Annotated in this window: 10 protein-coding genes; 3 read left to right on the plus strand and 7 right to left on the minus strand. The window is 34.7% G+C overall.

Annotation, left to right across the window (positions count from 1 at the left end; genetic code table 11):
• From AC5P2S_RS13090 to AC5P2S_RS13110, 5 genes are all read right to left on the minus strand, one after another.
• The gene (locus AC5P2S_RS13090) at window positions 1-1,839 is read right to left on the minus strand and encodes a S8 family serine peptidase (RefSeq protein ID WP_494555168.1); all 1,839 of its coding nucleotides are present in this window, start codon (window positions 1,837-1,839) and stop codon (window positions 1-3) included.
• A 3-nt stretch (window positions 1,840-1,842) separates the two neighbouring features.
• Complete coding sequence (locus AC5P2S_RS13095) at window positions 1,843-2,403, minus strand: hypothetical protein (protein WP_494555169.1); 561 nt, start codon at window positions 2,401-2,403, stop codon at window positions 1,843-1,845.
• Window positions 2,404-2,673: 270 nt separating this feature from the next.
• Window positions 2,674-3,462 carry a T9SS type A sorting domain-containing protein gene (locus AC5P2S_RS13100; RefSeq protein ID WP_494555170.1) on the minus strand — a complete coding sequence of 263 codons (789 nt, stop codon included), beginning with the start codon at window positions 3,460-3,462 and terminating at the stop codon, window positions 2,674-2,676.
• A gap of 336 nt (window positions 3,463-3,798) precedes the next feature.
• Window positions 3,799-4,554 carry a T9SS-dependent surface endonuclease, AS87_RS02955 family gene (locus AC5P2S_RS13105; RefSeq protein WP_494555171.1) on the minus strand — a complete coding sequence of 252 codons (756 nt, stop codon included), beginning with the start codon at window positions 4,552-4,554 and terminating at the stop codon, window positions 3,799-3,801.
• Window positions 4,555-4,749: 195 nt separating this feature from the next.
• The gene (locus tag AC5P2S_RS13110; protein ID WP_494555172.1) at window positions 4,750-5,538 is read right to left on the minus strand and encodes a T9SS type A sorting domain-containing protein; all 789 of its coding nucleotides are present in this window, start codon (window positions 5,536-5,538) and stop codon (window positions 4,750-4,752) included.
• Between the two features lie 151 nt (window positions 5,539-5,689).
• Here AC5P2S_RS13110 and AC5P2S_RS13115 point away from each other — a divergent pair, with 151 nt between their 5' ends.
• Window positions 5,690-8,932, plus strand: a complete 3,243-nt coding sequence (locus tag AC5P2S_RS13115) for a DUF8818 domain-containing protein (RefSeq protein ID WP_494555173.1) — start codon at window positions 5,690-5,692, stop codon at window positions 8,930-8,932.
• A gap of 64 nt (window positions 8,933-8,996) precedes the next feature.
• Here AC5P2S_RS13115 and AC5P2S_RS13120 read toward each other — a convergent pair whose 3' ends face one another.
• Window positions 8,997-9,827 carry a sulfurtransferase gene (locus tag AC5P2S_RS13120; protein WP_494555174.1) on the minus strand — a complete coding sequence of 277 codons (831 nt, stop codon included), beginning with the start codon at window positions 9,825-9,827 and terminating at the stop codon, window positions 8,997-8,999.
• Between the two features lie 95 nt (window positions 9,828-9,922).
• Between AC5P2S_RS13120 and AC5P2S_RS13125 the strand changes: the two genes are divergently transcribed.
• Complete coding sequence (locus AC5P2S_RS13125; protein WP_494555175.1) at window positions 9,923-10,876, plus strand: NAD-dependent epimerase/dehydratase family protein; 954 nt, start codon at window positions 9,923-9,925, stop codon at window positions 10,874-10,876.
• A gap of 86 nt (window positions 10,877-10,962) precedes the next feature.
• Window positions 10,963-11,715: a polysaccharide deacetylase family protein gene (locus tag AC5P2S_RS13130; RefSeq protein WP_494555176.1), complete on the plus strand. Its 753-nt coding sequence runs from the start codon at window positions 10,963-10,965 to the stop codon at window positions 11,713-11,715.
• Between the two features lie 175 nt (window positions 11,716-11,890).
• Here AC5P2S_RS13130 and AC5P2S_RS13135 read toward each other — a convergent pair whose 3' ends face one another.
• Complete coding sequence (locus tag AC5P2S_RS13135; protein WP_494555177.1) at window positions 11,891-13,096, minus strand: metallophosphoesterase; 1,206 nt, start codon at window positions 13,094-13,096, stop codon at window positions 11,891-11,893.
• Window positions 13,097-13,115 lie beyond the last annotated feature (19 nt).

Here is a 13,115-nt window from a genome sequence, read left to right on the forward strand (position 1 = left end):
TTAGTTTTTGATAAATTTAATAGTTTCAACTTCATTATTTGATAATTGTACTTTAACCAAATAACTACCTTTAGGCAAATCTTCAACATTCATTCTTTTTACTGAATAACTAGTTTTTACAATTTTACCAGCCATATCATAAATGTCTGTTCTTTGAATATTATCTCCTGTATGAATATTGATGAAATTTCTAGAGGGGTTAGGATATAGTTTAATATTTGAATGGGACAATTCAGTACTATTAGCTTTTTTTCCGACAATTTCTGTTGGATTAAATGATTTATTAAAGTAGAAACAAGTGTCCGTATTCTCCACATATAAGTAATGGCTCTTTCCCGAACCTGGAGCCAACAAAGTATTAGTATCCAAAGTAATTCCTTTTTTTGCTCGGAATTTCACATTTGTATTTTGGATAAATCCTTCATTTTTTAATCTTATATATTCGGGAGAATTAAGGAGTTCGAAGTCCCAACGTTCGAATGTTCTATTCTTAAGTAATACTTCCCCTCCATTAGCAGGATTCATCTGCCATGCAGCTTTAGTTGCTTTTCCTACATCCATTCTACCTGCGCCTAATTTTCCGAGATAAGGTAAATTTTCTTGTATTGAATCAAGTTTTACAGATGTTAACTTTAATAGCGATTCCACTTCATCCGGATTTAAACAAGAATTTGCCGTGAACATGAGACTTATAGCTCCAGAAACCTGAGGTGCAGCTATAGATGTCCCAAAAATATGTGCATATTTAGTTCCTTCATTATTATATCTAGGATCAAACAATGATCTAACATCTGTACCAGGCGCTCTCAAGTCAACCTGATCATTGGTTTGATGTCTCACTTCTGGATGACCAGGATAAATTTCAACCCGATCTCGCCAATTATAGTTCTCCCCAATATATGGTCCACAGCAAGCTAAATATCCAACTTCTGCCATACCAACAGAGGAAACACTAATTACATGATCATAACTTGCAGGATATACATATGTATCAGCATAGTTGGAAGAGTTACTACAAGTACTCCCATTTCCAGCTGCCGCAACTATTACTGTTCCATTGTTATAAATTTCGTTCATTACTAATTGTTCATCAGCACTATAAGTACATGTGCCATTATGCCAACTTGCATTCACAACTCTAGCTCCATTTTGTGATAGCAGTAATAATGTATTCATCATTTGCAAAGGAGTTCCATAGTATGTTTTGAACAATGCTTTAGAATTAAAACCAATTCCAGGTATTCCTATATTATTATCAGTATTTGCCGCTGCAATACCTACTACTGAAGTACCATGCCAATCAGTTGCTAAATCAAGAGCTGAAACTTTACCTATTAAATCTTCATGGTTTAAATTAATTCCGCTGTCGGAAATCCCAATTAGAAAATCAGGATCTCCTTTGCTGTAATCCCAAGCCTCTCGAACATTCATTAAATCATAATTAGCATGATGATAAACAGGATCATTCAAATCCCAATCATTTGGAGTATATAAAAGTTCTCCAACAGCATTTTGTTCTTCTATCGTAGGAAAATAATTGGTGTGATTTGTTTTCAAATTATTAAATAAATCAGAATTGCCAGATTCTATTAAATATAATTTTTGCAATCTCGGGGTTGTAGCAGTCGGAAATATTCTTTCAAACTTATAAATACTGTAATTAGAAAATAATGTATTTAGATCATTATTAACAAACGAAAGACTTACCGTGCCATTTCTTCTATATGAAATTTCTGGTACAATTGTGCTATTTGGTATTTCTATATAAAATTTAAAATGCTCCTGAGCAAAAGAAAATGTAAAACTTAGAAATACCAAAATTGTAATTATGGTTTTCATATTTTACTTTTTATGGTTAGCTTCCAACTCTTCTATTCTCTTATTCTGCTCAATCAGATGCAATGTTAATTCTTCCACTTTCTTAAGAAGCAGGATATTCATCTCTTTTAGCTCTATACCGTTTTTAATCGCTTCTTCTGTAGATGGTACTTCCGGAAGATGACCATTTATATTAATATAGTTTTCCACTTCTTTGAGTGGCATTAGCTTATAATCTTTAGCAAAAACATAATCTGCCCAATCATTTTCAGAAGCTATTTCCACCTTCACTTTCTCAGTTTTTATTCCATCCTTAACAAAAAGTCTATAATTTTCTACAGGAGGACAATCCAAGCTATTACAGACAGCGAGTTCAGGAAAAGACGTAACTCCAATTCCTACTTTTCCATCCGTGCTAATCCTCATTTTTTCTGTATTGCCAGTTTTAAAAATTAAATTTTTGTTATCAGTTGTACCCACAAAATTAGCACCTGGTGTTGTTCCAGCGTTTCCTGATAATGACCAGCTCTGTGCATTAATGGTTAATCCACATAGGATTCCCATTAGAATAATTGTTTTTTTCATAGTTAAATATTAATTTGTTATTGTTTTCCTAAATTATAAATAAAATTGACACCAAACAATTATTATATTATTCATAAACACAACCATATTAATAAAATTATTACAATACTTATAACTTGAAATTTATAATATGAAAGATCCTTCGACAAGCTCAGGATGACATCGCAAATACTAGCAGAAATGATTAAGAGCTCCAGACAAAACACATATAAAACAAAAAAGACTTCCAAAATTTGGAAGCCTTTTTGATTTTTAAGTAAAAAACTATAATTAGTTTTTGATAACTTTTTGAGATACTTTCTCACCGTTTACTGTACCTGTTACGATATAAACACCTTTTGCAAGAGAAGAAACATTCAATATAGAACCTTCTGTTACTTTAGCGGCTTTTACAACTTGTCCAGCAGCGTTGATAATTTGGATGTCAGCAGTTTTAGCAAAAGAGATAGATTCACCAACAACAGTATTCTTAACCAAGTTAGAGCTTGCTTTTGTGAAATCAGCAACTGCAAGTGATGCAGATCCTTTGATATCATCTACAAACAATGCATTAGTTGAACTTTTTTGTAATTTGATAGAGAATGCTGGAGTTGGCCCCCAATTTACACCAGTAAGATCCAATGTAATTGTGATCCAATCATTAGCATTAATGCTTCCCGTATAGGCATTTGCTCCTGTTGCAGTCAAAGTAACATTGCCAGTAGTACCTGCAGGAACATTAAAATACTTACTTCCGGTAGCTGTTCCATCTCCGGCGTTGAAAGAAATTCCACCAGCAACACCTTTTACTTTCAATGTTATATAATTAATTCCTGTTACATTCATATTTTTATTAGCTGTCATCACATAAATGTTTGATGTGCCTGTATTATCAGTAATTTTCAATGCACCTGTTCCGCCAACACCACCTGTTGTACTTTGTTCCCCAGACTTAAGAGCGAAGCCTAAGCTTGATTCGAAAGCAGTCCAGTCATTAAAATCAGAACCAGCAAATAGATTTGATTGTGCAGAAACTGTCATTGCAGCTGCAATACTTAAAATTGTAAAGATTTTTTTCATTTTATTAAAGTTTAAAAAATTGTTTATATTTTTAATTGTTGTAAAGGGATGCTAAGTTAACAAAAAAATGCATTCAGCAAAATTTAATTTATTTTTTAACATTTTTATATTGATAAACATCATTACAGTCAATGTTTCTGAATTTCTTACTGGCAAAAATTAACATTCTGTAAGCCCTGCAATTCCCCCTTTTTCCTTCCGCAAATGTAAACACATTAATGTGATGAAATGTTAAGCCTGCTTTAAATCATATATAATAAACATTAAACTCAATAGCTTTTAAACAAAAAAACATTGCCAGGATTGGCAACGTTCATTTATAGATTTAGTGTAAAATTATTTCTTGATAATTTTCTGAGATACTGCCTGTCCATTAACAAGACCTGTTAACACATAATTACCTTTTGGCAAAGCAGAAATATCCAATCTTCCATTTTCTGTAACATCAGCAGCTTTTACCATTTGTCCCGCGGTATTATATACAGATACTTTTGAAGAAACACCAAAAAACAATTCATCTGTTGCAATGGTATTTTTAACCAGATTGGTTTTTGCTTTGATAACATCTGCAACAGCCATTGTTGGAGCTGTGACTTTTATATCATCAATAAAAAATCTGCCGTTTGCAGGTGCATTACCTTCAAAAGCAATAACCAGATTTCCGGTTGCATTGGTTATATTAACGGTATAAGTTGTGTAACTGGCTTTCACAATGGTCACCGTAGCCAAGCTCAAAGTTCCTCCTGTAGCAGAAATTTTCAAAGTAGTTTGCTCATTATTTCCGTTCCAGGCTGCCGCTCTGAAAGTAAGTGTTCCGTTACCTGTCAAAGTAATGCCTGGTGTTTTTAATACTCCCAAAACACTTGCAGTTCCCATTTTCAGACAACCTCCACCTTTATAAGCTCTCGTCAAATCCCAGTTGCCTCCTGTTGTATAACTTGCAAGCGCATTACTTGCAACACTGGAAGACCAGTTACCATCACTACCTCCTGTTCCATCCACATCATCAAAAGTGGCATTGAAAACTGTTGTTTGTCCATACATTGTTGCTGTTAAAACAACTGCTGCGAAGAAAGAATAGATCTTTTTCATAATTAGATTATTTAGATTTTATTTGTGCCAAATCTATCACGATTCATCTTACTTTAGATTACCAAAACATTAATAAAACAATAACAATCAGAAACTTACAGTTAAAAATTTGTTATATTCTAAATAATATTCAGTTAATAAAAAAAGCGCTGCCAAAACTGACAGCGCTTATATATACAATAGAAATATTTTAAATTACTTCTTGATAATTTTTTGAGAAACAGCTTGTCCGTTAACAAGACCTGTCACAACATAAGTTCCTTTAATCAAGCCAGAAACATCTAATTTTGAATTTTCAGAAACTTCAGCAGTCTTCACAACCTGACCAGCAGCGTTATAAACTGAAACTTTTGCAGAAACACCGAAGATCAATTCGTTAGAAACGATAGTGTTTTTCACCAAGTTGGCTTTACCTTTTGTAGCGTCTACAACAGCCATTGTAGGGCTTTCATAAACTACTACGATAGAAGTAATGTAAGCTGCGCTAGCACCTCTTTTAACCGCGAAGAATCTGTAATCTGTTCCTTCAAGATCTGTAGCAGTCCAACCTGTTGTAGAAGCAGCTCCCACTTGAGTGCCTCCTGTTACTGTGTAATCAGCAGTAGTATTGTTCACCAAACGAGCAGATCCTCCGAAAAGTGAAGATTCTCTAGCAGTCCCAACTGAATTGATAGTTACACTAATGATTTTACCAGGCAATGCCGTCGTATTATAAATAACACCATTGTTTGCTTGAGTTTGAATATTAGATCCAGCAGCAGCACCAGCAACTGGAGTATTGTTTGCATTCCCAGTAATTGCTTTTCCACCGAAATCGATAGCGTTAGTAGTCCAAGTTCTTTCTGCACCACCATTATAATTACCTGTTCCCAAAGCAGCAGTTCCACCAATGCTTGTCGTGTTAATTGTAATTGTAGCCGTTGTTTGTGCATTGATTGTTGCAGTCAAAGCTACTGCAGCTAATAAAGAATAAAATTTTTTCATAATATAAAGTTTAAAATTGTTCAGTTTTATGCTCGGCAAATATAAAATTTTAATGCTAAGTATAATTTTACGCACCCTGTTTCCGTTTTAAATAATTGTTAATTCGTTATAAAGCCTATTATTACTACATTTACACATCACAAGAAAAAGGGTGTCGAAGATAAATAAAATTTTCCTAATAATCTGTATTTTTTTTGCAATAATTAAGATTAATGCACAGATTTTCAATTGGAAAAATCCAAATATTCCACAAGATTCCCTTAAAAAAGACAGTGTTATTATTTCTAAAATCAATCAGGACTTTTACACCAAAGACACGCTTGATTTTATCAAAAAACAGAATCGCGTCATTTATGACGAAGAAGTCCTTGTAAAAAACGACAAGAAAAGAATCCTCGGCGAACTCAATTCCAAAGGTTCCATTATCAGAGGTATTACTTTTGGAAATAACCAGGGCTCATCTGTGCAGAGTTCTATGGATATGCAGATTTCCGGAAAGTTAAGTCCTGATGTTTCGATTTTGGCTTCCATTTCGGATCATAATCTTCCTGTTCAAGCGGATGGATATACTCAAACTTTACAAGAATTTGATAAGATCTATCTTCAGCTTAATATCAAAAACCATAGTATCATCCGAGCCGGACATCTAGATCTCAATGATGAAGCCACCTATTTCGGACGCTATCAAAGGAGAAGTATGGGATTACAGTTCTTGACAAATTGGGAAAAGAATGGTAATAAAACTTCTGTAGATGTTTCTGGTGGTGTTGCACGAAGCGAATTCTTCAGAATGCGATTCCAAGGAATTGAAGGCAATCAAGGGCCTTATCGATTGACTGGGAAAAATGGAGAATTGTTTATTACGATTATTTCGGGTTCGGAACAGGTTTACATCGACGGAATATTGATGAAACGTGGCGAAAATCAAGATTATATTATTAATTATAATACGGGCGAAATCACATTCACCAGTTTTCGGCCAATTTATAAACAGAATTTCATCAACGTATCTTATAATTACACCAATCGGAATTATACAAGATTTTTGATTACAGGAAACATCAGGCATCAAAGAGAAAAACTGAAAGCCGGATTCAGCTGGTTTATGGAGAATGACAATAAAAATGCGCCTTTATCTTTGAATCTTAGCGATGAAGACAAACAAACACTGGTTAATGCAGGAAACAATCAGGATTCTATGTATTCGCCGTCTGGTGTGGAAACGGAATATGACGTTAATAAAATTCTCTACAAAAAAGTATTCACTACCGATCCTTTCCACTATGAGTTTTCTACCGACCAGACTCAGGTGCTCTACCAGGTGTCTTTCACTTATTTCGGAAGTGGAAAAGGCGATTACCAACTGCAGCAATCCACCAACAACGGCCGCGTTTTCCAATATGTAGGAACTGGTTTGGGAGATTATATGGCAGTAAGAAAACTCCCCGCTCCGGAAAAATCACAGGTTTATTCTGCTAACGTTGAATATGCATTAAATGAAGGTGTTATTGGAACTGATGTTTCGATGAGCAATTACGATCTCAACCTTTATTCATCGAAAGATAATAAGCAGAATATCGGATATGCGGCAAGAATCTATGCTAATAAAACCTTCCGAAAAAATACTTGGACAGGAACACCAATGGTCGAATATCAGGTCATACAGAAGAATTTTCACATTCTGGACAGAATTAACAATGTTGATTTCTGGAGAGACTTTAACCTAACCAATGAATTTAGTCAGATTACGCAGAATCGATTTATCTTTTCTTTTCTGAATGACTTTAATAAAAAATCATCTGTTAATTATAAAATCAATTATCTCGAAGAAACCAACACTTACAAAGGAATCAAAAATGATTTGGATGCCACCTGGAGAATCGGGAAATTCACCAACCTCGGAGCTATTTCTTATTTGGATACCAAATCCACAGACCTTAACACCACTTTTATCAGAGGAGCGGTTTCAACCGAATTAGCTGGTAAAAAAGGCAGTTGGATGTTGGGCGGTTCTATGGAACATAACGAGAAAAAATATAACGCAACCCAGACATTGGACCTGACAAGTTTTAGCTGGAAAGAAGTTTTCGTTCAGAAGAAGATTGCAGATTCTGTAAGAACCAAATTACTGACAAAAATGTATTTCCGAGGCAATGACTCTGTTCTGGATAATCGCTTACAAAAGATGAATAATATTCTCGGGATTCAGGCGGAAAGTCAAATCATCAAAACCGAGACTACTCTATTATCGACTTTGATTCATTATAGAAAATTCTTTTATGAGAATCAGACTTTTGCAAACGATCAGAATCAGGATTTTGTTGTAGGAAATATTCTTTATAATCAGCAGTTATTCAAAAACGGAATGCGTCTGCAACTTTTCTATGAACTAGGAAATGGTCAGGAAGCGCAACGTGAATTTCAATATATCAAAGTGACCGACGGACAAGGTGTTTACAAATGGACGGATTATAACAACGACGGCATTCAGCAATTAGACGAATTTGAAGTGGCAGAATACGCAGATTTGGCGCAATACATTAGAGTTTACACCAACAGCGTCAATTATCTTGCTTCTAATAAAAATAAGCTTCAGGTCGCATTATTCGTCAATCCTTCTGTCATCATCAGTTCGGAAAATGCTTTCCTTAAACGATGGAACTTTAACCTATCCTTACTTTCACAGAATTCTTATCTGAAAGGCAGCAAGGTGTTGGTTTGGAATCCTTTCGAAAAACAAAGTGATCAATTACTGAGAACTCAGAATATTCTGGCTTCGGCTTTATTTAATTCCAATGACAAATCCGGCTGGAACGGAAGTTACCGATACACGGACAATGATAATTTGGTGAACGCTAATTTCAGCAATGAGGAACATTCTCAGAAATCTCATTTTATGAATCTCGGTTATTCCTTTACAAAAACTTTTCGTGCAGATTGGGAAAACACGCTCCAGAATGTGACCAATAGCTCACAAGTTTACAATACAAGAAACTACCTTCTTCAAAACTGGGAAACCAAACCGAAAGCTACATACAAATTAACCGAAACTCTGCAAACAGAATTATTTGGAGCATTGCGCCAGAAAAAAAGAACCGACGGCGAAGAACTTTTAAAAACCTACGAAATATCAGGAACGCTTCAGTGGGAAAAAGCGAAGACGTCCATTAGAGCTAACTTTTCTTTCATCAACAATGACTTCACAGGCAACAGCTACAGCATTGTCGGAAATCAAATGTTAGAAGGTCTGAAAGCAGGAAAAAACCAAGTCTGGACTTTATATATTCAACAAGCCATTAATTCCTTCATTCAACTCAATGTGAATTACGAAGGGCGAAATTCCGGTGACAGAACTATTCATATCGGAAGTATGCAAATCCGTGCAAGCTTTTAAAAGTGAAGAGTTATGAATTATGAATGCATTTGAAAACTCATAATTCACAACTTATAATTCATAACTAAACTTCATTTCTGCTCCACTCGCTCCAGCTTCCAACATACAAATTGGGGATATCGAAACCTGCATAATCCAAAGCTAACAAAGAATGACAAGCCGTTACGCCGCTACCGCAATGGAACGCGATTTTGCTTTTATCATAATTTTCAAATAATTCTGAATATAGATTCCTAAGTTCTTCCGGAGACTTGAAGAAGCCTTTTTCATCCAGGTTATCAATAAAAGGAAAATTAAGAGCATTCGGGATATGACCGGCAACTAAATCAATTGGCTCGGTAATACCTTCATAACGTTGTGACTCTCTTACATCCACAATCACAGCATCAGAAGCTTGAATTGCTTTTTTCACATCATCCATCCAAACCTGTGGCAATTGCCAATCGTTGAATTCAGAAATATATTCGGTTTCAGAATAAGAATATTCACCAGAACTTAAAGGGTAATTTTGATTTTCCGCCAATTGTAATCCTCCATTGAGAACTTGAACATTATCATGACCAACCGCACGCAACATCCACCAGAATCTTGCAGCAGCATTGGCGCCATTTTTATCGTCGTAAATCACAACGTGAGAATCTTTATCAATTCCTAATTTGTTTAATGTCTTGACAAAATTTTCAAATTTCGGAAGCGGATGTCGACCTCCATTTTTTGGATTATCAATTTCTGCCAAATCAGAATTCAAATCAACAAAAACTGAATTCTTGAGATGTTTTTTAAGATATTCTTCTTTGGCAACAGGACCAGTTCTAACATCAAAAATTCTGAGATTCGGATTTTCAGATATCTTAATTAATTCATCAATTTCTATTATGGGTGACTGATTTTGCATATTATGATATTTTTAAAAAATTTATTGGAATTCTTTTTGATTCTCAATCCCAAATTTAATTAGATTTGCGAATCAGGAAAAGTAAAAATGAAACTATGACAGAAAAAATTCTCATCACCGGCGCACTAGGGCAAATCGGAACAGAACTAACCTTAAGATTATCAGAAATTTATGGTAAAGAAAATGTGATTGCTTCTGGTCTCGATAAGTGGAAAGAAGGCATTACGGAAGCAGGTTATTATGAAAGATTAGATGTTACTAATTTTCAAGCCGTTACAGACGTTATCAAAGAACATAACATTACTACTGTTTATCATCTAGCATCGCTCTTATCCGGAACTTCGGAAAAACAACCACTTTTTGCGTGGAAACTCAACCTTGACCCATTGATTCATCTTTGCGAATTGGCAAAAGAAGGTATGATAAAAAAAATATTCTGGCCGAGTTCCATTGCAGTTTTCGGAAAAGGAATTCCTAAAGAAAATGTGGGACAGGAAGTTGTACTTAATCCGACAACCGTTTACGGAATCTCGAAAATGGCAGGTGAAAAATGGTGTGAATATTATTTCGAAAAGTATGGCGTTGATATCAGAAGTATTCGTTATCCCGGTTTGATTTCATGGAAAGCACCAGCAGGTGGAGGCACTACAGATTATGCTGTTGAGATATTTTATGAAGCTGTAGAAAATGGAAAATACACGAGCTTCATCAGCGAAAATACAGCGATGCCAATGTTGTATATGGACGATGCTATTGATGCAACAATCAAGCTGATGACTGCTCCGAAAGAACAGGTGAAAATCCGTTATTCTTATAACCTTGGAGGAATGAGTTTTACACCAAAAGAACTGGCTGCTGAAATCAAAAAAACGATGCCGGATTTTGAGATAAAATATGAGCCGGATTTCCGTCAGGCGATTGCAGATTCCTGGCCGGCAAGCATTGATGATTCTGCTGCAAAACAAGATTGGGGATTGGATTATAAGTTTGATATTTCATCAATGTCAATAGATATGATAAATAATCTTAAAAAGAAATTAGAAAAATAACAGAATCTAAATAATTAATTCAATTAAAATACATTTTAACATCTGATTTTAAATTATTTACAAACAATATATAAATTTTAGTTTAAGTGATTTTATTAACTTTTAACATATCGGTTTCTGAAAACAAAATATTAAATCAAAAATATATTTCAGAAAAAGAATTGATAAAAGCTATCGAAGAAAAGACAGAAATCATTCTGCTTTTATTAGAACTTCACGAATTCAAAGCTACTTTTTTCGTAGAAATTCCTCTTGTGGAAAAGCTCCAAAAGTTAATTAAAACTATCTCTTTTTCAGGCCACGAAATTGCATTTTATAATGTCAATTCCACACCAGAAAACATAGAAAAAACTAAACAGAATTTAGAGCAATTTTTGGAAAAACCGGTTCGTGGTTTAAGACAAAAACATCATCAGATTTCTTACTCAGAAATTAAAAATCTGGACTTCAATTACGTATCCAATATTGAAGAATCCAGACTCAATTTTCTGTGGCGAAAACTGACCGAAAAAACCGAAGTTCATATCCACAATGATTTGACCGTAGTTCCGGAAAGCCAGTCGCCTTATTCGCAACTTCCGTTCAATGATTATGTGCTCCAGGTAACACCAATGAAGTATTATGAAAGCATGCTTCTGGAAAGCTTGAAGAACAATGAATACGTTATGATCTATGCCAATGCATGGCAGTTTTTCAATTCCGCTGAGTTACCGTTTGAACTTCCGTTTTATAAAAGGATCAACATTGGTCGCAGATTCGAAGACCGTATTGAGCAGCTGTTTCAGTTCATCGATGAAAATGAAATAGCTGTTTCGAGAATGAAGGATTATTTGTTTTAATAAAAATTAAAGATTTATCAAATAAAAAGATTTATTTTTCAATTATTAATAACAAGATTGAAATAAAACCAAGGTAAAGGAAGTGTACAGCGGATGTACAGAAACCATATAGAAAAGCCTGTTATCGTTGTATTGATAAACAGGCTTTTTTATTATTAAAAAGAGAATTGATAAATTAACTCAATTCAAAAACAGTAATCTCTGGCAACACCCCTACTCTACCAGGATAACCAATCACTCCAAAACCCCGGTTAACATATAGATATTTGCCTTCACTCTCGTAGAGGTCTGCCCATTTCGGGTATTTGTATTTCACAGGTGACCATTTGAAGTTTTTCAAGTCAATACCGAACTGCATCCCGTGTGTATGCCCGGAAAGTGTTAACTGGATGTTTTTAGGATGCTTTTTAACTACCGCATCAAAATGGGAAGGATCGTGTGACATCAGGATTTTAACTGCATCTGTAGGCACATTTTCCGAAGCCTTATCCAGATCTCCAAATTGTGGAAACGGTGGAATCCCCCAGTTTTCGACCCCAAGAATATATAATTTTTCACCATTCCTTTCAATTATCCGATGTTCATTTCTTAGCATTTCGAAACCAGCTTTTTTCTCATTTTCGATAAGTTTAGGAATATTATTTTTTCTATCGTCAATGTTTTTCCAAACTCCATATTCGCCATAATCGTGGTTTCCGAGAACTGCAAACTTACCATCCTTTCCTTTGATCTGGGAAAACAAATCGATAAACGGGACAAACTCATCCGCATAATTATTCACCATATCACCAGTAAAGAGTACCAAATCTGCATTCTGCTCATTAATCAAATCAATGGCGTGTTGCAGATGTTTTGGATTCTGAAAACTGCCGCTATGCACATCAGAAATCTGAACGATTTTATAACCTTTGAAACTTGCCGGAAGATTCTTCAGTTTAAGCCTTACTACTCTTGCTCTATGGCGGTATTTTCCGAAGATAATTCCATCCAAAATAATTCCCGCCAAAATAGCTCCTGAACCAAGTCCAACCAAACTTATGAATTTTCGTCTTGATGGATAACCGTGATTCTCTGTTGCGACATAATTGTAACCGAAATTCAGTAGTCTCATTAAATCTTCGATCAAAAGAAATATAGCTACCAAGAGCTTTGGTAATACAAAAATCAAAATCACAGAAAATACAATCTGAAGATTGAGATACTTATGCGAAGCTCTGTCAAAAGTGAGAATCGAGTAAAACAAAAAAGCATAAACCAGAATCGTTGGGATCCAATAGATTAATCTTGCATTCTGATTAGAATAAAGTGTTTTAAAAGCCTGATAAACATAAATTTCCAGAAGTAAAAATATACCGAGAAGAAATAAGATGGTCTTTTGCATAATATTATAAAAAAACAAA

Source organism: Epilithonimonas sp. 33E (assembly GCF_059372615.1).

What these genes read in the sequence shown, in the direction of transcription:
- AC5P2S_RS13135 (WP_494555177.1), bottom strand. Translation starts at nt 13,096, where the DNA reads ATGCAAAAGACCATCTTATTTCTTCTCGGTATATTTTTACTTCTGGAA.
- AC5P2S_RS13105 (WP_494555171.1), bottom strand. Translation starts at nt 4,554, where the DNA reads ATGAAAAAGATCTATTCTTTCTTCGCAGCAGTTGTTTTAACAGCAACA.
- AC5P2S_RS13095 (WP_494555169.1), bottom strand. Translation starts at nt 2,403, where the DNA reads ATGAAAAAAACAATTATTCTAATGGGAATCCTATGTGGATTAACCATT.
- AC5P2S_RS13120 (WP_494555174.1), bottom strand. Translation starts at nt 9,827, where the DNA reads ATGCAAAATCAGTCACCCATAATAGAAATTGATGAATTAATTAAGATA.
- AC5P2S_RS13090 (WP_494555168.1), bottom strand. Translation starts at nt 1,839, where the DNA reads ATGAAAACCATAATTACAATTTTGGTATTTCTAAGTTTTACATTTTCT.
- AC5P2S_RS13125 (WP_494555175.1), top strand. Translation starts at nt 9,923, where the DNA reads ATGACAGAAAAAATTCTCATCACCGGCGCACTAGGGCAAATCGGAACA.
- AC5P2S_RS13110 (WP_494555172.1), bottom strand. Translation starts at nt 5,538, where the DNA reads ATGAAAAAATTTTATTCTTTATTAGCTGCAGTAGCTTTGACTGCAACA.
- AC5P2S_RS13100 (WP_494555170.1), bottom strand. Translation starts at nt 3,462, where the DNA reads ATGAAAAAAATCTTTACAATTTTAAGTATTGCAGCTGCAATGACAGTT.